The 24,540-nt window shown below is 65.1% G+C and carries 19 protein-coding genes and 1 pseudogene; 7 read left to right on the top strand and 13 right to left on the bottom strand.

Annotation, left to right across the window (positions count from 1 at the left end):
* The first annotated feature begins 20 nt into the window (after window positions 1-20).
* Together JKL46_RS12165 and JKL46_RS12160 are read left to right on the top strand one after the other, a co-directional pair.
* Entirely contained in the window at window positions 21-908 is an 888-nt protein-coding gene (locus tag JKL46_RS12165) for a MurR/RpiR family transcriptional regulator (protein ID WP_343074052.1), read from the top strand.
* Between the two features lie 100 nt (window positions 909-1,008).
* Window positions 1,009-2,565, top strand: a complete 1,557-nt coding sequence (locus JKL46_RS12160; RefSeq protein ID WP_201833122.1) for a hypothetical protein — start codon at window positions 1,009-1,011, stop codon at window positions 2,563-2,565.
* A 3-nt stretch (window positions 2,566-2,568) separates the two neighbouring features.
* On the opposite strand, the gene JKL46_RS12155 is transcribed toward JKL46_RS12160, so the two are convergent.
* Window positions 2,569-3,699, bottom strand: coding sequence for an AbrB family transcriptional regulator (locus JKL46_RS12155; RefSeq protein WP_246529276.1), 1,131 nt, complete (start codon window positions 3,697-3,699; stop codon window positions 2,569-2,571).
* Between the two features lie 85 nt (window positions 3,700-3,784).
* On the opposite strand from JKL46_RS12155, the gene JKL46_RS12150 reads away from it, so the two are divergent.
* Window positions 3,785-4,249, top strand: coding sequence for an RbsD/FucU domain-containing protein (locus tag JKL46_RS12150; protein WP_201833120.1), 465 nt, complete (start codon window positions 3,785-3,787; stop codon window positions 4,247-4,249).
* A 13-nt stretch (window positions 4,250-4,262) separates the two neighbouring features.
* On the opposite strand, the gene JKL46_RS12145 is transcribed toward JKL46_RS12150, so the two are convergent.
* The 4 genes from JKL46_RS12145 to JKL46_RS12130 form a co-directional block, all read right to left on the bottom strand.
* Window positions 4,263-5,465 (bottom strand): pyridoxal phosphate-dependent aminotransferase, encoded by a 1,203-nt coding sequence (locus JKL46_RS12145; RefSeq protein ID WP_201833118.1) that lies wholly within the window; start codon window positions 5,463-5,465, stop codon window positions 4,263-4,265.
* Between the two features lie 337 nt (window positions 5,466-5,802).
* Window positions 5,803-6,237 carry a large conductance mechanosensitive channel protein MscL gene (gene mscL, locus JKL46_RS12140; protein WP_201833116.1) on the bottom strand — a complete coding sequence of 145 codons (435 nt, stop codon included), beginning with the start codon at window positions 6,235-6,237 and terminating at the stop codon, window positions 5,803-5,805.
* A gap of 54 nt (window positions 6,238-6,291) precedes the next feature.
* Entirely contained in the window at window positions 6,292-6,819 is a 528-nt protein-coding gene (locus tag JKL46_RS12135; RefSeq protein ID WP_201833113.1) for a VOC family protein, read from the bottom strand.
* An 11-nt stretch (window positions 6,820-6,830) separates the two neighbouring features.
* Entirely contained in the window at window positions 6,831-7,265 is a 435-nt protein-coding gene (locus JKL46_RS12130) for a DoxX family protein (protein ID WP_201833111.1), read from the bottom strand.
* 103 nt (window positions 7,266-7,368) lie between these two features.
* On the opposite strand from JKL46_RS12130, the gene JKL46_RS12125 reads away from it, so the two are divergent.
* The gene (locus tag JKL46_RS12125; RefSeq protein WP_201833110.1) at window positions 7,369-8,283 is read left to right on the top strand and encodes a LysR family transcriptional regulator; all 915 of its coding nucleotides are present in this window, start codon (window positions 7,369-7,371) and stop codon (window positions 8,281-8,283) included.
* Between the two features lie 68 nt (window positions 8,284-8,351).
* A complete protein-coding gene (locus tag JKL46_RS12120) occupies window positions 8,352-11,861 on the top strand; it encodes a PAS domain-containing hybrid sensor histidine kinase/response regulator (RefSeq protein ID WP_201833109.1) in 3,510 nt (1,169 codons plus the stop codon).
* A 110-nt stretch (window positions 11,862-11,971) separates the two neighbouring features.
* On the opposite strand, the gene JKL46_RS12115 is transcribed toward JKL46_RS12120, so the two are convergent.
* From JKL46_RS12115 to JKL46_RS12080, 8 genes are all read right to left on the bottom strand, one after another.
* A complete protein-coding gene (locus tag JKL46_RS12115) occupies window positions 11,972-12,670 on the bottom strand; it encodes an aspartate/glutamate racemase family protein (RefSeq protein WP_201833108.1) in 699 nt (232 codons plus the stop codon).
* An 11-nt stretch (window positions 12,671-12,681) separates the two neighbouring features.
* Entirely contained in the window at window positions 12,682-13,305 is a 624-nt protein-coding gene (locus JKL46_RS12110; RefSeq protein WP_201833107.1) for a 2-hydroxychromene-2-carboxylate isomerase, read from the bottom strand.
* Between the two features lie 53 nt (window positions 13,306-13,358).
* Complete coding sequence (locus JKL46_RS12105; RefSeq protein ID WP_201833106.1) at window positions 13,359-13,907, bottom strand: acyl-CoA thioesterase; 549 nt, start codon at window positions 13,905-13,907, stop codon at window positions 13,359-13,361.
* Window positions 13,904-14,413: a DinB family protein gene (locus JKL46_RS12100; RefSeq protein ID WP_201833105.1), complete on the bottom strand. Its 510-nt coding sequence runs from the start codon at window positions 14,411-14,413 to the stop codon at window positions 13,904-13,906. Before JKL46_RS12100 ends, JKL46_RS12105 begins: the two co-directional genes overlap by 4 nt.
* 152 nt (window positions 14,414-14,565) lie before the next feature.
* Complete coding sequence (locus JKL46_RS12095; RefSeq protein ID WP_201833104.1) at window positions 14,566-16,773, bottom strand: FAD-dependent oxidoreductase; 2,208 nt, start codon at window positions 16,771-16,773, stop codon at window positions 14,566-14,568.
* Window positions 16,774-16,918: 145 nt separating this feature from the next.
* Window positions 16,919-18,127 carry an acetyl-CoA C-acetyltransferase gene (locus JKL46_RS12090; RefSeq protein WP_201833102.1) on the bottom strand — a complete coding sequence of 403 codons (1,209 nt, stop codon included), beginning with the start codon at window positions 18,125-18,127 and terminating at the stop codon, window positions 16,919-16,921.
* 129 nt (window positions 18,128-18,256) lie between these two features.
* A complete protein-coding gene (locus tag JKL46_RS12085; protein WP_201833100.1) occupies window positions 18,257-20,050 on the bottom strand; it encodes an acyl-CoA dehydrogenase C-terminal domain-containing protein in 1,794 nt (597 codons plus the stop codon).
* A gap of 361 nt (window positions 20,051-20,411) precedes the next feature.
* Window positions 20,412-20,822, bottom strand: coding sequence for a MerR family transcriptional regulator (locus tag JKL46_RS12080; RefSeq protein ID WP_201833099.1), 411 nt, complete (start codon window positions 20,820-20,822; stop codon window positions 20,412-20,414).
* Window positions 20,823-21,183: 361 nt separating this feature from the next.
* Between JKL46_RS12080 and JKL46_RS12075 the strand changes: the two genes are divergently transcribed.
* Entirely contained in the window at window positions 21,184-24,339 is a 3,156-nt protein-coding gene (locus tag JKL46_RS12075) for an SEL1-like repeat protein (RefSeq protein WP_201833098.1), read from the top strand.
* A 103-nt stretch (window positions 24,340-24,442) separates the two neighbouring features.
* Window positions 24,443-24,540 (top strand): annotated as a pseudogene (locus tag JKL46_RS36565) (sulfite exporter TauE/SafE family protein); the annotation flags it as partial.

The raw sequence follows: 24,540 nt of genomic DNA, 5'->3' as shown, positions 1-24,540 counted from the left end.
AAAACCGTCAAGGAGGGGCTGTGAATCAATCCGGTATGCGTCGCGACCCCCGCCCTCCTCCGACGGACCCGCCGAGCCTCGCCGAGCGCATCCGGCTCGAGATGGATGCCTTCACGCCGAGCGAGAAGCGCGCCGCGCACCTGCTCCTGAGCCATTATCCCTTCGCAGGCCTCGATACCGTTGCGGAATTCGCCTCCCGCGCCGGCATCTCGGCCCCATCGGTCCTGCGCTTCGTCACGCGGTTGGGTTTTGGCGGTTTTCCGGATTTCCAGAAGCACCTGCGCGAGGAGTTGGAGGCGCAGCTTCTGTCCCCTCTCGCCAAGGCGAGCCCCTCCGACAAGGGCCATGGGGCGACGGCGCTTACCTCCTTCGCGGAGGCTGTTATCGGAAACCTGAGGGCGACGGTGGAGAACATCGCTCCGGCGGAATTCGAGGCCGTCGTGACGCTGCTGTCCGATCCGCGCCGGCACATTCATTTCACGGGCGGACGCTTCACCGGCGCGCTCGGGCGCTATGCGGAGAGCCATTTTCGCATCGTGCGCAGCAACGTGGATTTCATCGAGGGCCAGCCAGCCCTGTGGCGCGACCGGATGATCGAGATCGGCAAGAAGGACGTGATCGTCGCCTTCGACATCCGCCGCTACCAGGAGGACGTGACGGCCTTGTGCGAAACGGCGGCGAAACAGGGCGCGACGGTGGTTCTGCTCACCGATCCCTGGCTCTCCCCCATCGCCCGCGTGGCCAGGCATGTGCTGCCGGCCCACATCGTCGCCCCTTCCAACTGGGATTCCTCCGCCGGACTTCTGCTGCTGACGGAAGCCCTCGTCGCCGCGGTCACCAAGCGCCTGTGGGAGACAGCCAAACCGCGCATGGAGGCCGTCGAGCGGCTGCGCAATGAGAAGTCCTGACCTTCGATTGCCGTAACTGAAACTTTATATTGTAAAAACGATACGATATTTTATATACTTCCTCTGCCGAGACCCACCCTCCGGAGAGGCCCGTTATTTGATGAGAGACCGAGTTTATCCTCGGGGCTTTGTTCTTTCTCAAGGCAACAAACAGCCCTCGCCTGATTTCATAGCAGGGCCGATATTCGACAATTTTTTCATTGATGGGCTCAATACTTTCGATTTTGCCGCCAAGGGCGAACTGGCTGTCGTGATCTTGGGAACCTGCGTCAGCACCGAAGCCGATGACGCGCTCGGGAGTCGAAGCTCCGCTCCGCAATCCCCCGCTCAGCACATGCTTGACGCGCTTCTTGCGAGCGAGAGGCAGTTCTTCGACGTCATCGACCAATATTGCGGCAGACACGTCATTTTTTACGGCCGGAAAGACAGGCCGCGCATCATCACCGACGCGACAGGAATGCGCACGGTCTTCTACGCGACGGAAGGGGGAGTTGTCGCCTCCCATGCCCGCCTTGTTGAGGAAACCCTTGGCGGAGAAATGAAGATGATCCATCTTCCATCCCGCTACGGGTTTCCAGGCAATCATACACCTTATGTTCGGACACGCCTGCTGACGCCCAATACGCTGTACGACTTCGCGCAAGCCAAGGTCATCCGCTTTTGGCCGAGAGGTCCTATTCAGGAACTGACGCCGCAGCTGGCCGCCGACGCCGTTCTTGAGCGCTCGACAATCGCACTCCAGAGAATTGCAGCGGGCAAACGCGTTTCCCTGAGCATCACGGCAGGCATGGACTCTCGGACCATGCTTGGCCTTGCCCTCCATTCAGGCATCCCATTCGACGGATATACATACGACCGCGGAGAGAAGACGACGATCGATTGCGACGTCGCTCGCGAATTAGCCCGTATCGCCGGAATTACGCATACCCTCGTTCACATGCAGACCTCTGTCCCGGAAGAGCTTAAGAACATTCTCAGCCGTACGACATATTCCAATCATCATCACAAAGTGATTGCCCCGATGCAAAGACACTTTGCGGATAGGGATGTCCTGACCGTAACGGCAAATCTTTTGGAGATTGGAAGATTTTTCTACAAGGATCGGGTCTATGCGGAAAAGCTGCCCGAAACTCCTGAATCCATGACTGATCTTGCCCTCACGGCAACAAACTGGTCGGCGCAGAAAATCGACGGAATGCGTGGTTCGGAGAACAAGAATTTAATACCGGAATGCTTTGCAGACTTCATCCGCGACACAGACTTCAATGCAGCGCGCGGCATTCTTGACTCGAGGGATCAGTTCTACTGGGAACACAGGATGAGCGCGTGGCACGGAACGATCCTTTTGGAACGTGATTTCTATGCCGATTGCTTCATCCCGTTCAACAGCCGATCGATCTTTGAGGCACTCCTTGGTGTCCCGGAGGTGGACCGCAGGAATTCGACGGTCTTCAAGATGCTCATCGAACGCTGCGCGCCTCAGCTCCTGACAGGAATCCCCATCAATCCCGCTCAATGGCCTCCAAGACAACCTGCACCGAAGCGCCCTGCGCGTTTCTTGCCCTGGCTGGAAACGCAGGCAGGCGAAGTGAAGAGAGGGCTGAGCACGAAAGTGCTGGCATCGATCCCGGAACTGCTTCGCCGAAAATTTCTCTAGACGCTATTCCGCAGCCTCGGGCCTGCTCCGCTGCAGCCAGCCGATGAAGAGCGGCAGAACCAGGCCGATGCCCAGGAAGCGCACGAGGTGGTGGACGCCAACGTATAGCGGGTCGAGCCCGAGAACGAGCGCCAGCACCGTCATCGCCTCGAGGCCGCCAGGCGCGAAAGCGACGAGGCTGTTGGCGAAGCTCACGCCGGCCAGCCAGGCGGCGAGGCCGGCAAAAAGCGTCGCGACGCCCATGCCGACGGCGAATGAGCCCAAAGCCGCAATGATGGAACTCTGAAGGGTAGAGCGCTGAATATGCCGAAACCGCTCGGCGATGAAGAGCCCGATCAGGATGAGGCCACCGGTGGCGATGACGGGGGGTACGACCCCGGTCACGAAGCCCGTGCCGTGGCTGACCGAGCTGACGATGGTCGCGCCCAGAAGCACGGGGGCCGCCACTTTCACCAGCTTGAAACCGGCACCCAGAGCCAAGCCACCGAGGAGAATGATCGCCATGCCGGCGGGGCTTTGGATCGGAAGCCCGGTTCCCACCAGCGCATTCGTGTGGCCTCCGCCGCCGATGAGGACCACGATGCTCGGCAGGAGCGCGATGAGGACGAAGAGCCGGAGGTTCTGTGCGATGGCGATGGAGGCCACATCCGCCTTCCGGTCGATCGCAACCGCAAGCACGGTCGAGAGAGCACCGGGCGCGGAGGCGAGAAGCGCGTCGAGTCTGCGCCAGCCGGAGATGCGGACGAGCCAGAGCGAGGATGTGTAGGAGATTGCGACGACCGCGATCACCAGGACGATCAGGCTGCCGGGATAGCGGCCGATGGCCGATATGGCGGCCGGCGTCACGGCGGCACCCATGGCGGCGCCGGAAATCAGCATGGCGGCATCGACGAGGGCGCGAGGCAGGGCCACGGCCCAGCCCGTCAACCCCCACAGGATGGTCGCGACAGCGGCGCCGGAGAGCCACGCCGCCGGGACGCCGAGCATGTCGAAGGCGAGGCCTCCGAGTGCGGCGATCAGGATCTGGGCGATGTGGGCAAGGACGAGGCGCATCTGGCTTTGCTCAATGGACGTCCTTTCCGTTTCCGTCAAATGCCGATCCTGCGCATTGGGCATGCGGTGAGCGACTGCCATCGCCACAAGCTCTTCCGGAGCATTGCACAGGACCCGAAAGCCTGCTGAGATCGCCCGCATCAAATCGAGAGAGGGGGAGGGAACGGTGCTGCACGGAATCGATCCGGCGCTCAATGCCGATGTACTGTTTGTGCTGCGGGCGATGGGGCATGGCGACGACATCGTCGTCTGCGACGCGAATTTCCCCGCCGATGCGATCGCGCGCCAGACCGCCCATGGCCGGCTGATCCGGATGGACAACCTCACCTCGCCTCAGGCGGTGCGCGCGATCCTCTCGGTCATGCCGCTCGACAGCTTCGTCGAGCATCCGGCGGAGCGCATGGAGGTCGTCGGCAATCCGGACGAGCTTCCGCCGATCCAGCGGGAGGCTCAAGCCGAGATCGATGCTGTCGCCCGGCGCGACGCCGGGCGCGATGCCTGGCCCATGGGCTCGGTGGAACGCTTCGCCTTCTACGAGCGCGCCAAGCGGGCCTATGCGGTGGTCGTCACGGGCGAGCGCCGCTTCTACGGCTGCTTCATTCTCAAGAAGGGTGTGATCCCGCCTCCGTAAGCGGCTCGCCGGCTCAAGCCACGAGCCGCGGCAGGGCCTCGGCGATGCGGCGGACCGCTTCCTCCACATCCTCCGGCTTGCGCAGGTAGCACAGGCGCAGGTAGCCCTCGCCGGCCTCGCCGAAGGCCGAGCCCGGCGCGAGGCCGACATTGGCCTCGTCGATGAGGCGGAAGGCGATGTCCTTCGCGCTTGTGGCGCCCTTGATCTTCAGGAAGGCATAGAAGGCGCCGTTCGGCGGCGGCAGTTCCACGAGGCCGGTCTCCGCAAGCCGTCCGACCACCTCCCGGCCGTGGCGCGCCTTCGCGATCTGGTCGGCGAGGAAATCCTCGCCCTGCTCGATGGCGGCGACGCCCGCGCGCTGCACGAAGACCGGCGTTCCGGAGGTCTGGTACTGCACCAGGTTCTCGATGATCTGGCCCAGGGCGGGCGAAGCCTCGAGCCAGCCGAGACGCCAGCCGGTCATGGCCCAGTTCTTGGAGAAGGTCTGGACGAAGATGATCTTGTCCTCGGGCTCCATCACATCGCGGAAGGACGGCGTGCGCCCGTCGACGGTGAGAGCGGGCTCGTGGACGAAACGGCTGTAGATCTCGTCCGCCACGATCCAGAGCCCATGACGCCGGGCGAGATCGAGCGCGGCGCGAAGATCGTCATGGCTCGCCACCCAGCCGGTGGGGTTGGAGGGCGAGTTGATGACGAGCACGCGGGTGCGCGGCGTGATCGCCTTTTCCAGGCGCTCGAAATCGAGATGCCAGCCTTTTGCGTCGATGGCCATCGGCACCGCGACGGGACGCGCGCCGGCAATGGAGATCGCACCGGCGAAGTTCGGCCAGGCGGGGGTCGGAATCAGCACCTCGTCGCCGTTGCCTGCCAGCATGCGGAAGGCGATCTGCATCGCGGGCATGCCGCCGGAGGTGACGAAGAAGCGCTCGGGGTCGAACGGCTTGCGGTAGACCCGCTCATGGTACCCGGCGATGGCCTGGCGCAGCTCCGGGATGCCGCGCTGATAGGTATAGAAGGTCTCGCCCTTCGCGAGCGACTGGGCCGCCGCCTCGCAGATGAAGGACGGGGTCGGCAGGTCGCCCTCGCCCACCCAGAGCGGAATGATGCCGGGCTTCAGCCGGCCATAGCTGAACACGTCGACGATGCCGCTCGTCGGCGCCTGCTCCGCCTCGGGGCGCAGGTTGAGAACGGACGGAATCGAGACGGAGGCGTTCATGGGAAGTTCCTCGGGGACAGGTGAACAGGGATGGCCTGTCCGCAGCCCCAAGGCAAGCCTCGAATATGTCCTATGACAAAAGACGAAGGGTTCGATCGAAACCGGTGATCAATCTCAGGTCGTCCGATCCCGTATGCGGCACTCTCCATCTCATAAATCTCTGTCCTCATCCTGAGGAGCAGACGTAGTCTGCGTCTCGAAGGATCATCCAGAGCAAACTGGAGACGCCCTCGTCCTTCGAGATGGCCTGACGGCCTCCTCAGGATGAGGGCTATGGAAGCGGAAACCCTTTTCGAGCCACCCTCACAAGATGAGGTCGAGGGTGATGGGCAGCCTCTCAAGCGGTCCGGCCCGTCTTCAGGAGGTCGCGGATTTCCGTCAGCAGCTTCACGTCGGCCGGGATCTCCGCAGGCTTGTCGGCCGTGCCGGTCTTGGCATCCTCGGTGCGGCGCAGGCGGTTCATGCCCTTGACCAGCAGGAAGAGGATCCAGGCGATGATGGCGAAGTTGATGGTGACCGTGATGAAGTTGCCCCAGCCGAGCACGGCGCCCTGCTTCTTGGCCTCCTCGAGCGACCCGGCGGTCACGTTGCCCGACAGGGCCGTGAAGTGGTTCGAGAAATCGAGGCCGCCCGTGACGGCCCCGATGATGGGCATGAAGATGTCGCCGACGATGGAATCGACGATCCTGCCGAACGCGACACCGATGATGATGCCGATGGCGAGATCGACCACGTTGCCACGCAAGGCGAACTGCTTGAATTCATTCCACATGACCGGACCCTTTCGCTTGCTCCTAAGCTTAAGCTGTCCGGCCTGAGAATTTCGTCAAGCCTCGCGTGCGGCCAGAAGGTCCTGCAGATCGAGCCGTCTGGTGACCATCTGAAGCTCGCCGTCCGGCGTGCGAGGCCACTGGTCCTCGGGGCGGTCGAAGTAGAGTTCGATGCCGTTGCCATCGGGATCGCTCAGGTAGAGCGCCTCGCTCACCCCGTGATCGCTCGCCCCCTGCAGGGGGATGCCGGCCTCGGCGAGCCGGTAGAGTGCATCGGCCAGGGCTGCCCGTGTGGGATAGAGGATCGCCACGTGGTAGAGGCCGGTGGTGCCGGGAGCCGGCGGCGATCCGCCTTTGCTCTCCCAGGTGTTGAGGCCGATATGGTGGTGGTAGCCCCCGGCGGAGACGAAGGCCGCCTGGGTGCCGTAGCGCTGCATCAGCTCGAAGCCGAGCACGTCGCAATAAAAGGCGAGCGCGCGGTCGAGATCGGCCACCTTGAGATGGACGTGGCCGATCCTGACGCCGGGATCGATGGGTCGCGCCACCGGATGTCCGGTGGCGCCAGAGAGAGCGGAGAGCGACATGATCTTGGACCTCAGGCCGAGCGGACGGACAAAGCAGGCGCAGTGTTCGCCGATCCGGCCTGCAGGGCAAGAGCGCCGTTGCCGAGGAGAGCCTGAACCACGAGAGCTGCGATCCAGAAAGCGAGGTATTCCCAGCCGCCGTTGGGGTTGTTGAAGAAGAAGCCGGCAGGACCGTGCACGAAGACGATGGCGCCGAGCAGAACCGGGATCAGGGCAAGCGAGACCCAGCGGGTGAAGAAGCCGAGGATAAGAGCGATTCCGCCGACGGTCTCGGCGGCAATGGTCAGATAGGCCACGGCCGGAGGCAGCCCGAGGCTGCCGAAGAACTGGGCTGCGCCGGCGGGCGTGAAGACGAAGACCTTGAGGCCGGCATGGGCAAGGAAAAGGACGCCGAGGGTGACGCGCAGGATCAGCGCGGCGTAGGGAGCGGTGCGGGTGTCGATCATCGAGATATCTCCGAAATGGGGTCCTCTCCTATGACCTCAAACCAATAATGTGATAATCTCTGCCTCAGAATATGAGCTCACACTCCGGGAATGAGATCGCATCATGCTTGACCGTGTCACCAGCATGCAGGTCTTCGTCCGCGTCGCGACGCTTGGCAGCTTCTCGGCCGCGGCCAGGGCGCTCGACCTGTCGCAGACCATGGTGACGAAGCACGTGGTGGCGCTGGAGGAGAGGCTCGGCATCAAGCTGCTGCACCGTTCCACCCGCAAGCTGGTGCTGACTGAGGGCGGGCGAAGCTATCTCGCGGCCTGCGAGCGCATCCTGGCCGAGATCGAGGAGGCCGAGGCCTCGACCAGCCTCGACCGCATCGAGCCGCGCGGCACGCTCCGCCTCAACGTGCCCCTCACCTTCGGCTTCCGCCAGGTGGTGCCGGCCCTCGCCGAGTTCAGCAAGCTCTACCCTGCCGTCTCGTTCGATCTCGGGCTCGCCGACCGCTACGTGGATCTCATCGAGGAAGGCTGGGATCTCGCGATCCGCATCGGGCGCCTGAAGGATTCGAGCCTCGTCGCCCGGCGGCTGGCCGAATGCCGCACGGCCGTCTGCGCTGCGCCGTCCTATCTCGCGGAACACGGCACCCCGCGAAATCTGGACGACCTCTCCCACCACAACTGCCTCGGCTACACCCTGCCGAGCGCCATCGGCGCGAACCGCTGGACCTTCGGCACGGAAGGCGAAACTGTCGTGCCGGTGCAGGGCAACCTGCGCGCCAATAACGGCGACGCGCTGCTCGCGGCAGCCGTCGCCGGACAGGGATTGATCTACCAGCCGACCTTCATCGTCGGCGACAGCCTGCGTGACGGCTCTCTCGTCCCGGTGCTGACAGGGTACCCAACCTACCAGCCCGGCATCCACGCCGTCCTGCCCTCCGGCCGGCAGGCCCCGGCGAAAGTGCGCGTCTTCGTCGAGTTCCTGGCCCGGCGCTTCGGACCTGAGCCTGACTGGGACAAGGCCATCTGACCGCCAGTGGCCTTCGTACCGCTAACCGGATAAAGCTGTTCCACGTTGGATTTCGAGGGTTAAAGCCTATGGTCGCCACCTGGGCCGTCGTGCTGTCGGCGCTGGTCTATCTCTGCTTCCTGTTCACGGTCGCCCATTGGGGCGACGACGGAGGCAAGCGCTTCATCCAGGGACCGGCCCGTTCCACCATCGCGGCGCTTGCCCTCGCCGTCTATTGCACCTCCTGGACCTTCTTCGGATCGGTCGGCCTTGCCAGCCGCTCGGGCTTCGATTTCCTCGCCATCTATATCGGCCCGATCCTCGTGATCGGCTTTGGATATCCGCTGGTCGCGCGGATCGTGCGGGTCGCCAAGACCCAGAACATCTCCTCCATCGCCGACTTCGTCGCCGCCCGCTACGGCAAAAGCGAGCGGGTCGCGGCGCTCGTCAGCGTGATCGCCCTCGTCGGATCGGTGCCCTACATCGCCCTGCAGCTGAAGGCGGTCTCTTCCTCGCTCGATGTATTTCTCGCGGCAAGCAACGAGACGCTGCCGTCGCAATTCCCGCTCGTGGGCGATCTCGCCTTCGTCGTCGCTCTCGTGCTGGCGGGCTTTGCCGTCGCCTTCGGCACGCGGCACACGGATGCGACCGAACACCAGAACGGACTTCTTCTCGCCATCTCCGTCGAATCCGTGGTGAAGCTCATCGCGTTCCTGATCGTCGGCGCCTATATCACCTTCGTCATGTTCGACGGCTACGATTCCATCGTGCAACGTCTCCATGCGCAGGGGATCAGCGCAAACCTGATGGGCACGACCTCGGGCTTCGGCAGCTACATCACCCTGATCCTGCTCTCCACCTGCGCCGCCCTGCTTCTGCCGCGTCAGTTCCACGTCACCGTGGTCGAGAACCACGAGATCGGCGACCTGAAGCGGACCGCCTGGCTGTTTCCGCTCTATCTGATCCTCATCAACATCTTCGTCATCCCGATCGCGCTCGCAGGCCTCGCCGTCTATCCCGGCGGATCCATCGACCGCGACATGACCCTGCTCGCGCTGCCGCTCATGGACAAGGCCGGCACCGTCGCGGTCATCGCCTTCCTCGGCGGATTCTCGGCGGCGACCGCCATGGTCATCGTCGATTCCGTCGCCATCGCGGTGATGATCTCGAACCATCTCGTCATGCCCATCGTGCTGCGGCGGCGGGCCTTTGCCGGCATCGATCCCGGCAGCTTCGTGATCGGCGTACGACGGATCTCGATCGTTCTCGTGATCCTCCTCGGCTACGCCTATTACCGCGCATCGGGCGAAGCGGCGCTTGCCGCCATCGGCCTTCTGTCCTTCGCCGCCATCGCGCAGGTCGCGCCGGCCTTCCTCGGCGGGCTGATCTGGACGCGCGGCACGGCGCTCGGCGCCAGCGTCGGCCTGATCGTCGGATTCCTCACCTGGGCCTACACGCTCCTTCTCCCGAGCCTCGTCTGGGACGGCGTGTTCTGGTCCGACGTGGTCGTCACCGGCCCGTTCGGCATCACGGCGCTGAAGCCCACTTCCCTGTTCGGCGTCGACCTGCCGCAGCTCACCCATGGCGTCATCTGGAGCCTGACGCTGAACATCATCTGCTACATCGCCTTCTCCCTGTGGCGCCCGGTCACCGCGATGGAGCAGATCCAGGCCAATCTCTTCGTCGGCGAAGCCGTCGCCTCGGTGACGCCGAGCTTCCGCCTCTTCCGCGCCAGCGTGACCGTCGGCGAGCTGCGCGCCACCGTGGCGCGCTATCTCGGCGAGGAGCGGACGACCCGCTCCTTCGAAGGTTTCACCCATAGCCGCGGCCAGAACCTGGAGGCGCGCGCAGAGGCCGACATCCATCTGCTGCGTTATGCCGAGCATCTCCTGGCCTCGGCCATCGGCACGGCCTCGTCGCGTCTTGCCCTGTCGCTGCTGCTGCGCCGACGCACCGTGTCCACGGAGGCGGCCCTCAAGCTTCTCGACGACGCCTCCGCCGCGATCCAGCACAGTCGCGACCTGCTTCAGCATGCGCTGAACTATGCCGAGCAGGGCATCACCGTGCTCGACAGCGACCTGCGCCTGCTCGCCTGGAACCAGGCCTTCATCGATCTCTACGACATGCCGCCCAACTTCGTGCATGTGGGCATCAGCATGGAGCGGATCGTCACCTACAATGCCTCGCGCGGCTCCTATGGCCCAGGCCGGATCGAGGAACTCGTCGCGGCCCGCCTCCACTCCTTCCGGAACGACGTGGAACCGGTGCGCCTCAAGCTCTTTCCCTCCGGCAAGGTGATCGAGATCCGCTCGAACCTCCTGCCCGACGGCGGCCACGTGACGACCTATACCGACGTCACCGAAACGGTGGCGGCGGAGGAAGCGAGCCGGCGCGCCAACGAGACGCTGGAGCAGCGCGTGCGTGAGCGAACCGAGGAGCTGACGCGTCTCAACGAGGCGCTGAGAAGCGCGAAGGCGGAGGCCGACGAAGCGAACGTATCGAAGACGCGCTTCCTCGCCGCCGCATCGCACGACATCCTGCAGCCGCTCAATGCCGCGCGTCTCTATGCGACCTCGCTCGTGGAGCGGGATCGCGACGCGGGCAATGCGACCCTTGCCGAAAACATCGATGCCTCGCTCGACGCGGTCGAGGAAATCCTGACCGCCATCCTCGACATCTCGCGTCTCGATACAGGCGCCATGAAGCCGCAATGGTCGAGCTTCCGCATGGACGAACTGTTCCGTCAGCTGCAGCGCGAATTCGAACCCGTCGCCCGCAACAAGGGCCTCACGCTCACCTTCGCGGTCCCGTCGCTCACCGTCCGCTCCGATCGGCGTCTCATGCGCCGCCTGCTGCAGAACCTGATCTCCAACGCCATCAAGTACACGCCTTCCGGCCGCGTGCTCGTCGGCGCGCGCCGGCGCGGCGCGCATCTCGTCCTTGAGGTGTGGGACACGGGCCTCGGCATCCCGCCCTCGAAGCAGCGCATCGTCTTCCGCGAGTTCCAGCGCCTCGACCAGGGCGTGAAGGTGGCGCGCGGCCTCGGCCTCGGTCTCTCGATCGTCGAGCGCATCGGCCGCGTGCTCAAGCATCCGGTCACGTTGAACTCGGAAGCCGGGCGCGGCTCCGTGTTCCGCGTCGAGGTTCCTGTGGTCGCCGCGCTTCCCGCAACCGCAGCCACACCGGAGCCGCCGAAGCCGGCCGCGACCGTGCTGTCGGGCCTGCGCGTCCTCGTGATCGACAACGAGCCTGCCATTCTCGAAGGCATGCGCCTTCTGCTCACGGGCTGGGGCTGCGAGACCTGGACCGCCTCGGATCTCGAAACGGCTCATCAGGCTCTGCGCACGCACAAGGCGCTGCCGGAGGTGATCATCGCGGACTACCATCTCGACGACACCGACGGCCTCGAACTCATCAAGGCCCTGCGCTGGAAGACTCAGGTCGACACGCCGGCCGTGCTCGTCACCGCCGACCGCACTCCCGTCGTGCGTGATGCCGCCGCCGACATGCACATCCATGTTCTCAACAAGCCGCTGAAACCGGCGGCTTTGCGCGCACTGCTGACGCAATGGCGTGCGACGAAGGTGGCGGCGGAGTAAGCGTCCTCTCCACGTCATCACCGGCCTCGTGCCGGCGATCTCGATTAAGAGGAGCGCTGCGCCTCACATCATCGGGATGGCCGGGACAAGCCCGGCCATGACGTGGAGGATCACTCCCCTTTCAACGCCTCATCGACCGCCGCAACTGCGTGGATCGTCGTGGTATCGAACAGCGGCACGGCGCTGTCCTCGTCGGAGACCAGCAGCATGATCTCGGTGCAGCCGAGAATGATGCATTCAGCGCCGCGCTCGATCAGGCGGACGATGATCTCGCGATAGGCTTTTCGCGACTCTGGCACGATCCTTCCAAGAACGAGCTCCTTGTAGATGATCTCGTGCACGACGCGACGATCGCTCTCCTCCGGCACGATCACGTCGAGCCCGTGATGCTGCTGCAGGCGGCCCTTGTAGAAATCCTGCTCCATGGTGAAGGCCGTGCCGAGCAGGCCGACGCGCTGAAAGCCGGCCGCCTTGATCTTCTCCGCTGTCGGATCGGCGATGTGCAGGAGCGGGATGCCGACAGCTGCTTCGATCGCATTGGCCAGACGATGCATGGTATTGGTGCACAGAACGATGAAGTCTGCCCCGCCGCGTTCCAGCCGGGTCGCTGCGTCCTTCATGGCCTCTGCGAGTCTGTCCCAGTCGCCCTCGTGCTGAAGCCGCTTGATCCCCTCGAAATCGACGGAATACATCAGGCACTGTGCCGAGTGAACGCCGCCGAGCCTCCGGTTGGTCTCCTGGTTGATGATGCGATAGTACTCGGCCGAGCTTTCCCAGCTCATGCCGCCGATGAGGCCGATAATCCGCATCGCGCTTGCTCTCAGGTGTCCGGCGTGTAGGGCTCGCGGCCGGTGCTCAGCGCATCGTCGAGCAGTTCAAGTCGGTCCTGACCCCAGAACACCTCGCCGTCGAGCACATAGGCCGGGGAGCCGAAGACGTCGCCCGCCACCGCATTCTCCAGGTTGAGCGCGTAGATCGCCTCGGTCGTGCTGCCGGTCACCACATCCATGAGCGCCGACGAGTCGAGCCCGGCCTGTTCGGCGAGTTCCGCGACAACGAGCGGATCGCCCAAGTTACGCTCCTCCTCCCAGATCCCCGCGAAGGCCCGGCGCAGGAAGACGTCGGGGCTCTTGCCGGAGGCGGTGATCGCGATCACGAAGCGGTCGGCGAGGTTCACGTCGAAGGGCCAGTGCTTCGGGGAGATGTTGAAGGACAGGCCGCGCTTCTCGCGCCAGCGCTGCAGCTCGACGACGCGATAGCGCTGCCGGGCGGGATGGCGCTGGGCGAGCGGCAGCCCGCCGGTTTCGGCAAAGACGCGGCCGAGGAAGACCGGCTTGAAATTGACCTCGATCCCATGCTTCTGCGCGATCTCCATGAAGGGCGCATGGCCGATATAGGCCCAGGGGCTCACGAGCGAGAAGTAATAGTCGATGATGCGAGGCATGGTCCGATTCGGGGTTGGTCAGGCCTAAAGCGGCGATGGCCCACCTTGGACCATCAGGCGGCGCGCTTCAACGTCTCTTCCGCCTGGAGGAAAGCCTCGACCTCGGGTGCGGCGGCCGGCGCCTGGGCCTCGAGGCCGATCTCGCCGAGCAGGCGCTCCATGGACACGAAGCTCCTCTCCCGCCGGTCGTAGAGCCCGGCCCGCACCAGGGCGATGGCGTTCAGAACCTGGCCGCCGTCCCTGGATTTGGAGACGAGCCGGTGCTCCATGACTACGTGGCTCTCCGACCAGGTGAGGATGCGCGTCTCCAGGGTGAAGGACCTGAAAGCCTTCAGCTCCCGCCTGAACCGGATCTGCCCGGCGCTCACCACGGGCACCCAGCCGTGCCGAAAGATCGGCCGCCACAGGCCGGAGCGGATCATGATGTCGGTACGCCCGAGATCCATGAGCGTCCAGTAACGGCCGTTGTTCATGTGGAGCGAGGTGTCGAGGTCGTGCGGCCAGACCCGGAAGGAGAGCCGCGACACGTCGCGCACCGGATCGAGCCTCGGCCGGAAGAACGAGGCGAGGATCAGGTGAAGGACGCGCAGCCACAGGTTCATGTGAGGCCCATTCCCGTCTCCCGTTGGAACAGGATGAGGTCAAGCGACGGCGCATCGAGACCGAGACCGGTGAGCAGGCAATGGACCTGCCCGCGGTGATGGGTCTGATGGTTGAAGAAATGCACCAGCGCCGGAGCCAGCGGCTGCTCGATCTCGGCCGGGTTCGTGATCGTCTTGTAGCGGATGCGTCCGGCCAGATCGGTTTCGGACAGGCCATCGACATAGGCGACGATGCGCTCGTCCTCCTTCGTGCGCGCCGCACGAAGGCCGGGAAGATCCTCGAACAGGATCACGTCGAGCCGGTTCGGCGCCTCGCCCTCTCCGGAGAAGCGCTTCAGCCAGATGCGGTCGGTAACGAGGAGATGGTTCAGGGTGCCGTGCACCGACTTGAAGAACGCCCCGCGATCCGCGCGGTAATCCGCATCGGAGAGCTGCGCGGCAACGTCGTAGATGCGCGCGTTGCACCAGGCGTTGTAGCCGGCCATCATGGCGAAGTGCGGTTTCATGAAGGCTCCTCTATTGCCCTCTCCCCTACGCGGGAGAGGGTGACCTCGCGAATAGCGAGGTCGGGAGAGGGGCCGAATTCACCTGACGAATTCCCCTCTCCCGGCTCACTCCGTTCGCCACCCTCTCCCGCAAAGGGGAGAGGGTTGAAGCATCACGCCGCCTTCTTCGCTCCCGCGGCGCGTCCATAAAACGTCTCGCCGTTTGCTGCCATGTCGAGCAGGATCTTCGGCGGTGCGAAGCGGTCGCCGTGCTTGGCCTGCAGGTTCTTGCACAGATCCACGAACGTCTTCGCACCCATGAAGTCGATATAGGAGAGCGCGCCGCCGGTATAGGGCGCGAAGCCGAAGCCGAGGATGGAGCCCACATCCGCCTCGCGCGGATCGGTGATCACACCCTCCTCGAATGTGCGCGCGGCCTCCAGAGCCTGCGTCACGAGCAGTCGCTGCTTCAACTCCTGCATGTCGACGAGCTCGGGCTCCACATGTGTCGTCTGCAGATCCTTCAGGCCCGGCCAGAGATGCTTCTGCCCGCCTTCCGGATAATCGTAGAAGCCCTTGCGGTTCTTGCGGCCGAGGCGGCCCTCCTTCTCCACCAGTGTGGTGAGCAGCTCTTCCTGCTGCGGCACGATCGCAGTCTCGCCCAATTGCGCCTTGGTGGCGCGCAGGATTTTCAGGCCGAGATCGACGCCGACCTCGTCATTGAGCGAGAGCGGCCCGACCGGCATGCCGGCCTGCTTGCCCGCCTGCTCGATCATCGCAGCCGGCAGGCCCTCGGTGAACATCAGGTGGCCTTCGAGGATATAGGCGAGCACGCAGCGATTGGCGAAGAAGCCGCGCGAGTCGTTGACCACGATCGGCGTCTTCTTGATCAGGCGCACGTAGTCGAGCGCGGTGGCGAGCGCCTTGTCGCCCGTCTCCTTGCCCATGATGATCTCGACCAGCATCATCTTCTCGACCGGCGAGAAGAAATGGATGCCGATGAACTGGTCGGGCTTCTTCGATTGCCGTGCCAGCCCTGAGATCGGCAGGGTCGAGGTGTTGGAGGCGAAGACGCAATCCGGACTGATCGCCGCTTCCACCTTCCCGATCACCTCGGCCTTCACCTTGGGGTCCTCGAACACCGCCTCGATGACGAGGTCGCAGTCCTTCAGGTCGCCGTACTCGGCGGAGGGCGTGATGCGGGCGAGCAGCGCATCGCGGTCCGCCGTCTTCGCGCGGCCTTTCATGATCTGGTCGGACATGAGCTTGTGCGAATGCGCCTTGCCCTTCTCGGCCGATTCCATATCGCGGTCGATGAGCACGACGTCGAGGCCCGCATTGGCGGTCACGTAAGCGACACTCGCGCCCATGAAGCCCGCGCCGACGATTCCGATCTTCTTCAGGTTCGTCGGCGGCACGTCCTTGGGACGGCGCGCGCCCTTGTTCAAATCCTGCATGGAGATGAAGAGCGTGCGGATCATCGCCGCCGCTTCCTTCGAGCGCAGGATATTGGCGAACCAGCGCGACTCGACCTTCAGCGCCAGATCCATCGGCAGCTGCAGGCCCTGATAGACCGACTCGAGGATTGCGCGGATCGCCGGATAATTGTCCTGCGTCTCGCGGCGATAGATCGCGTTGGCCGGCGGCCAGATCTGCATGCCGGCAGCGGAATAGACCTTGTTCGAGGGCAGCTTGTAGCCCTTCGCGTCCCAGGGCGCGACGGCGGAACCACCTTGCTTGATCCAGTCCTTGGCCGTCTGCACGATCTGCTCGCGCGGCGCGACCGCATGGGCAAGGCCCATGTTGCGCGCCATGAGCGGCCGGAGCTGCTCGCCCTTGAACAGCATCTGCAAGGCATCGCCCGTCTGCATCAGGCGCGCCACGCGCTGCGTGCCGCCGGCGCCGGGGAAGAGCCCGACCTTCACCTCGGGCAGGCCGACGCGGGTGGAATCCACGTCCGAGAGCACGCGGAAATGGCAGGCGAGCGCCAGCTCGAAGGCGCCGCCGAGGCACACGCCGTGCACGGCCGCCGCGAACGGCTTACCGCAGGTCTCGAGCCGGCGATAGAGCAGCGACAGCCTGCGCGATTCATCGAAGAAGAACTGCATCGCAGCCTCCTCGCCCTTCTCCTTAGCAAGGCGCCCATATTCCGCGCCGAGGCCCTGGAGCATGGTGAGGTCCGCGCCGCCGGAGAAGGCGTCCTTGCCGGAGGTGATGACGCAGCCCTTGATCGCCTCGTCGCCGGCAACCGTCTCGACGATCTGCGCCAGTTCGGCCATCACCTCGGGCGTGATCACGTTCATGGAGCGGCCCGGCATGTCCCAGGTCGCGAGCGCGATGCCGTCGGCGTCAACCTCGAAGCGGAAATTGGTGAAGTCCATCTCTTCCTCCCTCGGACCTCATCCTGAGGAGCCCGCTTTGGCGGGCGTCTCGAAGGATGGTCCAGTGTGCTCTGGATCCGCATCCTCGTCCTTCGAGACGGCGCTGCGCGCCTCCTCAGGATGAGGATGCTGGCGTAACGTTTCTTTAAACCCGCTCGATGATCGCGGCGGTGCCCATGCCGGCGGCGACGCAGAGCGTGATCAGCGCCGTCTGCTTGTTGGTGCGCTCCAGCTCGTCGAGCACCGTGCCGAGGATCATGGCTCCGGTCGCGCCGAGCGGATGGCCCATGGCGATGGCGCCGCCGTTGACGTTGACCTTCGCCGGATCGAGATCGAGCGCCTGCATGTAGCGCAAGACCACGGACGAGAACGCTTCGTTGATCTCGAAGAGATCGATGTCGTCCTTGCTCATGCCGGCCTTGCGCAAGGCAAGCTCCGACACGTCGATGGGGCCGGTGAGCATCAGCGCGAGATCGGAGCCGATGGAGGCAAAGCCCTTGATGCGCGCACGCGGCGTCAGGCCTGCCTTCGCGCCGCCCTCCTTGTTGCCGACGAGCACGGCGGCGGCGCCATCGACGATGCCGGACGAGTTGCCGGCATGGTGCACATGGTTGACGAATTCCACGTCCGGATGCGCGGCGGTCGCCACCGCATCGAAGCCGCCCATCTCGCCCATCTGCACGAAGGCCGCCTTGAGCTGGCCCAGCGACTGCATGTCGGTCTGTGGCCGCATATGCTCGTCCTTCGCAAGGATGGTCAGGCCGTTCACATCCTTCACCGGCACCACGGATTTGACGAAGCGCCCCTCGTCCCAGGCCTTCGCCGCACGCTTCTGCGACTCGACCGCATAGGCGTCGACATCGTCACGGGAAAAGCCGTATTTCGTCGCGATCAGATCCGCCGAGATGCCTTGCGGCAGGAAATAGGTGGGAATGGCGAGGCCAGGATCGACGGGCCAGGCGCCGCCGGAGGCGCCCATGCCGACGCGGCTCATGGATTCGACACCGCCGCCGATGGCGATGTCCTTCATGCCCGACATCACCTGCGCCGCGGCAAAGTTCACCGCATCGAGGCCGGAGGCGCAGAAGCGGTTGATCTGCACGCCGGGCACTTCCTTGCCGAAGCCCGCCTTGAGCGCCGCCGCACGTGCGATGTCGCCGCCGGCCTCGCCGATCGGATCGACGCAGCCTAGCACCACGTCCTCGACCAGGATCGGATCGAGATCGTTGCGCTTGCGGATCGCATCGAGCGCCGTCACGGCGAGATCCACCGCCGGCACCTCGTGCAGCGAGCCATCCGGCTTGCCGCGTCCGCGCGGGGTGCGGACGGCATCGTAGATATAGGCTTCAGCCATGGAGGCCTCCCAGAACTATCATGTGTCATCCCGGGCGAGCGAAGCGCGACCCGGGATCGTTCTCAAGTATGCATACTCGTCGCGCGATCCCGGCCCTGCGCTTCGCTTCGGCCGGGATGACGTATGTCGTTAAAAGGCTTCCGCCGGCAGCGCCATGGTCGTGTCCGCACCGGTGGAGATCCGGGCAAGGCGCGTGCCGGTCTCGGGCATAAGGCGCTCCATGAAGAAGCGGCCCGTCACGAGCTTGGCATCCATCCTGTCGGCGGCGCCGTTGCCTTCGGCCTTCTTGCCCTGAGCGGCCTTTGCCATCTTCGCCCACATGTAGCCCATGACCACGAGGCCGAAGAGATGCATGTAGTCGGTGGCGCCGGCACCCGCATTGTCAGGTCTAGCCATGGCGTTCTGCATGAACCACATGGTCGCCTGCTGCAGATGGCCGAGTCCCTGCTGCAGCGGCGCGATGTAGGCCTTCAGGTTCTCGTCGCCCGCGTTCTCCTGGCAGAAGGCGCCGACCTCGTTGAAGAAGGTCATGACGGCGCGCCCGCCATCCTTGCCGAGCTTGCGACCGACGAGATCCATGGCCTGGATGCCGTTGGCGCCCTCGTAGATCTGCGTGATGCGGGCATCGCGCACGAACTGCGACATGCCCGATTCCTCGACATAGCCGTGGCCGCCGAACATCTGCTGCGCCTTCACGGCATTGTCGAAGCCGAGATCGGTGAGCACGCCTTTCACAACCGGCGTCATCAGGCCCATGTAATCCTCGGCGACCTGGCGCTGCGCCTCGTCCGAGGAGCGGTGCGCGATGTCGCTGTTGAGCCCCGTCCAGACGACGAGCGCACGGCCCGCCTCGTTGACGGCCTTGATGGAGAGAAGCGTGCGGCGCACGTCCGGATGCACGATGATCGGATCGGCCGGCTTGTCGGGGAACTTGGCGCCGGTGAGCGCGCGGCCCTGCAGCCGGTCCTTCGCATAGGCCACCGCGTTCTGGTAGGCGACCTCGGATTGGGCGAGCCCCTGCACGCCCACCGCAAGCCGTGCCTCGTTCATCATCACGAACATCGCGTTGAGGCCGCGGTTTTCCTCGCCGATGAGCCAACCCCTGGCACCGTCATAGTTCATGACGCAGGTGGCGTTGCCGTGAATGCCCATCTTGTGCTCGAGCGAGCCGCAGGAGACGCCGTTGCGATCGCCGAGCGCGCCGTCTTCCTTCACCAGGAACTTCGGCACCACGAAGAGCGAGATGCCCTTGGTGCCGGCCGGCGCACCTTCGATGCGGGCGAGCACCAGATGGACGATGTTCTCCGCCATGTCGTGCTCGCCGGCGGAGATGAAGATCTTGGTGCCGGAAATGGCATAGGAGCCGTCGCCGTTCGGCACGGCCTTGGACTTGAGCAGGCCCAGATCCGTGCCGCAATGAGGCTCGGTGAGATTCATGGTGCCGGTCCAGGCGCCCTCGATCATCTTCGGCAGGTAGGTTCTCTTCTGCTCCTCGGTGCCGTGCACGAGAAGCGCGGCGATGGCTCCTTGAGTCAGGCCGGGATACATGCCGAGCGCCAGGTTCGCCGAGGAGATGAATTCCTGCATGACCGTGTTGAGGACGGAAGGCAGCCCCTGGCCGCCGAATTCCTCCGGCGCGGCGAGCCCCATCCAGCCGCCGGCGGAATACGCTTCGTAGGCCTCCTTGAAGCCCTTCGGCGTCGTCACCGATCCGTCCGCGCTGCGGGTGCAGCCCTCCTGATCGCCCGAGAGGTTCAGGGGTGCGAAAGCCTCCTCGCAGAGCTTGGCGCCCTCGGCGAGGATCGCCTCCACCGTGTCGGGGGTCGCATCGGCGAAGCCGGACAGGTTGTTGTAACGCTCAATCGGAAACACGTCGTTCAGGAGGAACATGACGTCTTCGACGGGGGCCTTGTAGACCGGCATTCGGACCTCTCCCAAATCGGCACCGACGCTGCATCTTCCCAAACGGAAGAGTGTCGGTCGAGTAGATAGTTCACATATAAACTATCTTGCCGTTTTGGAAAGATGTAGGGCGACAAATCTTCCGCGGACAGGCTGGTAGCAGCATCCGTCTGGCGATCGGGGACGCCCAGCGCCTCCGGCGGGCCGGCGCCCAAACGCAAACGCCCACCCGGCCCGATGCTCGGGGCCGGTATGGGCGCTCAAAAGGCCTGAAGACGACGCGCTCGTCTGAGAGCTGTTTCCACTTGCGTGGAATCATCTCCCTTCTTTGGTTCGCCGCATTTTTTGAGGGCTAACCGGATCCACTTCCCCGAAAAATGCTCTAGGCGGCAGCGGCGAGGCCGGCGCGGCGGGTCTGGAGTTCGGCGAGGGCCGCCTCGATCTCTTTCTTCTGCTGCTCGAGATGCTGGATCTGGTCCTCGATCTGGTCGAGGGAGAGCTTCAGGTTCATGCCCGGCACGCCGCCGGCACGTTCCTCGGCCACCATGGCGCGGATCTCGGTGAGGGTGAAGCCGAGCTGCTTGCCCTTGAGAATGACGGAAAGGCGCTCGCGGTCGCGGGGATCGTAGATGCGGGCGGTGCCGTCCCGGCGAGGAGCCAGGAGGCCGCGGTCCTCATAGAACCGCAGGGTCCTGAGGGTGACCCCGAACTCGCGGGCGAGATCGCCGATCGTGTAGAACTTCGTGCCGTCTGCGGCATCTTGGGCCGCGGTGCCGTTTGCGTAATGGTCCATGGAACGCCCCGTCATTTCTCGTTGTCAATGCTGTGCTTGGAGCACATCTCCTTTGGTAATGAAATGATAGAACATTTATTTCGGATTTTGCAAGAGTATTACGGACATCATATTAACAGGACTCGAAGGGACCTCCCCTTGCAGGATGTCCAAGGGGAAAGTGTCCGCTCCAAAGGCCGCGGCCTCCCTTAATCCCCTCTGTTTTAACGGGTTCTTTACCACGCCGGGCAAAAGGTGCGGTGGCGGGGGAAGGGCTTGCAGGCGAAGTGATTCGCCTATCGACGCCTCAAGTCCGCAGGGCGGGCATCGGCACGGGGTCGTGACCGTCTCAAGCGTTCGAGCGTATCCCCGCGAGCCTTCCATGAGACGACCCGCCCTTTCGAGACCTGACGATTTCGACCTCGATGCCCGCGAGCTGGCGAAGGCCGCCGCGCGCCGGGCGGGCCTCTCTCTCGAGGATTGGGCGGCTGCCATCCTCGCCGAACACCGGGAGGATTCACGCCCGGCCATGCGAAAGGCCGCCAGCGACCTCGACAACCTGATCGCGCGCATGTCGCAATCGTCCCGCTCCCAGACGAAGCGGGATTACGAAACGCTGATGGCCGCGATCGCGGCCGAGACCGAACGGGAGGCCCAGGAGCAGGCCTCCCGGACCGCCATCGCGCTCGAATCCATGGCAACCTGGATCGAGCAGGCGGAGGATCGCCTGAACGATACCGCCCGCGCCTCGGCCGACCAGCAGGACAGGATCGCCGCGATCCTGTCCGAGGCCATGACCTCGATGAAGGAGCGCCTCGATACGGTCGAGCGGCAGGTGGCCTCGGAGCGTTCCGCCCCGCCCCGCATCGCATTCCCGATGGAGGAGGCGCTCAAGGCGCTCGCCCCGGTCTCGCAGAATCTCGCCGGGCTTCGGGCCGACATGTCCCGGCTTGCGGCCCATCTGGAACGCACCGGCCCCACGCTGCAGCCGGCCGTGGAGGCGATCCGCTCCGAGATCGCGGACGTCCGCGCCGGCATCGATGCCCTGGCGACCCGGAGCGAGATCGCCGCCCTCGATGCGACTCTCGGCTCGCTCGCGAAGGATTTCGGACAGGGGCCCACCACCAGGGATCTGCAAACCCTCGCAGGCTCCATCACCGTTCTCTACGAGCGTGTCCAGAGCCTGTCGGAGGAGATCGGCGAGGACATGCACGGGCGCCTCGCCGATGCGATCGATCTCATCAAGACCAGGATCGACACGGTCGCGAAGACCGGCGTCGACCGTTCCGTCGTCGATTTTCTCAGCAGCCAGATCGTCGACCTGCGTCAGGATCTCGCCAACCGGGCCGAGCCGCAGCAGGTCGGCCGGCTCGCGGATGAGGTCGGCACCCTCGGCCGCCAGATCGCGGAGCTGCGCCTGCATCAGGTGAACAAGGGCGACTTCGCAGCCCTGAAGAATTCCCTCGACGATGTCTGCTCGGCCCTCTACGTCACCGCCACCGCGCAGGAGACGAGCCGGGTCCCCGAGCAGCTGGAGAGTCTCGGGCGGCGGATCGATCTCCTGACACGCCGTCCGGACCCCGCCCCCGTCGATCTTGCCCCCGTCAGCGAGCAGCTCGCGCTGATGACCGAGCACATGGCGAACCTGTCCGGCGGTCGCCCGGATGAGAGCGGCGCCCTGTCGGACATGATGGAACGGCTCTCGTCCAGGATCGAAGCGGTTGCAGAACGGGAGGTTCCTTCGCAGGAGCCCCTCATCGAGCGCTTCGACCGCATCGAACAGGAGCTGCGCCAGCTCGGCGAGAGAACCGATACCGCCAGCCTGGCCGAGCAGGTGCTTCGCGCCCTCGACGAGAAGCTGAAAGGAACGGCCCCGCCGGCCGGTCTCGAAGCCCTCGAGCGGCAGATCGCGGCCCTGGGCGAGCGTCTCGACAGGAATGCGGAGACCACGGGCGGCCACGCCAGGGCGCTTCGGGACGAGGCCGCCGGCATTGCCGAACGCGCGGCGCGGACGGCCCTGACCGATATTCGCGCCACCCTGCCCGCCGCCGGCGATCTCGACACGCTCAAGCACGGCTTCGTCGAGCTGAAGGCTCTTCACAGCCGGTCGGACCGCAAGACGCAGGAGACCCTGCGCGCCGTCCACGAAGCCCTAGAGGCTCTCGCCTCCCGCCTGCCCGGTCAGGTCGTGCCGCCCGCTGCCGCGAGCGCCTCGCCCGATCCTCTGCCGCCGGCGGACCGCCTCGAAGCGGCCGTGCGGCGGCTCCATGCCGCCACCCTGTCCCAGATCGAGAACGCCGCACCGGCCACCGATCAGATGAGCCAGGCGGCATCGACCGCGCAGGCGCCTGCACCCGGGAGCACGACGGGCAGCGCAACGCTCCTTTCGGTTCCGGAAGCCGACAACGGCCACCTGCGGGCGAGCTTCATCGCGGCGGCCCGCCGGGCCGCCCAGGGCGGCGCGGAGACGGACAGGAATGCACCATCCACATCGGAGACGGAGCCTGCGCCGGATGACGGACACGACGAGACAGGCGAGGACGAACCAGCCTCCGCCACCCTCTTCGAGCGCCTGCGCCGGAGTCTCGACGGCCAGCGCCGTCCTCTCCTCTTCGGGCTTGCCTTCCTGATCCTGGCGGCAGGCTCCGCGCTGATCCTTGCGGGAGACCGGAACGCCCCCTCCCCGGCGGCCTCCTCCTCGTCCTCCGCGGACATGGAACCTGTGTCGTCTCCGGCACCGAAGATGGCGGAAGCCGGCTCCGCCGCAGCCGAGACAAACCTTTTCCAGGCCTCCACCCTCTCCACGGGCTCCGTGGCTCCGACCCCATGGGCATCGGGCCAGTTCCTGGTCGATCCGGCGACGGTCGGCGTGATTCCGAGCGAGGCGCCGGCGGCCCTGCGGCAGGCGGCTCTCGCCGGCGACGCGGCGGCGCTCTACGAGATCGCGGCCCAATTGGCCGAGGGACGCGGCATGGCGCAGGACATGGCGATGGCCGCACGCCTCTTCGAGCGCGCTGCCCAGGCCGGCCTTCCCCCGGCCCAGGAGCGCCTCGCGACGATGTTCGAGAAGGGCACCGGCGTCGCGCGCGATCTCAAGCATGCCGCCTTCTGGTACGAGCGCGCGGCCTTGGGCGGCAACATCCGCGCCATGCACAATCTCGCCACGCTCCTGGCCTCGGGAAGCACCGGCAAGCCGGACTATGCCGCCGCCCTGCGCTGGTTCGGCGAGGCGGCCGAGGCGGGCTTCCGCGACAGCCAGTTCAACATGGGGATCCTGCTCGCCCGCGGGATCGGCGCGAAACCCGACCTGCAAAAAGCCTTCCAGTGGTTCTCCCTTGCGGCCGCCCAGGGCGACGAGGAAGCGGTTCGCAAGCGCGACGAACTCGCCATGCGCCTTGCCGCCGCCGACATCAGAGCCGCCAAGGGAGCGCTCGAGCTTTGGCGGGCGCGGCCCGTCGACCCCATCGCCAACCGGCCGCCGGCCGCGGATGATGGCCGGACCGTCGCTCTGGATCGATCGGCAGCGGACAGGAGTTGAGATCGGATCGGTTCTGTCATCTTCCGTTCAGACCGTAACCGTTACATCGCCTGCACGATGCTGTAACAACGACGTGGCTGCACCGGCCATTGGGGGAACCGGGGTGCAAATCTATTTGCCGATCGCCGAGATGCCTGTGAGTGTATTGCTCATTCTTGGGATGGGTGCGGCGGTCGGGTTCATCTCGGGTCTGTTCGGCAT

Source organism: Microvirga zambiensis WSM3693, assembly GCF_016735695.1.
GTDB classification, from domain to species: domain Bacteria; phylum Pseudomonadota; class Alphaproteobacteria; order Rhizobiales; family Beijerinckiaceae; genus Microvirga; species Microvirga zambiensis.
The sequence above is the reverse complement of the archived record's forward strand: the minus strand, read 5'-3'. Positions and strand labels throughout refer to the sequence as shown.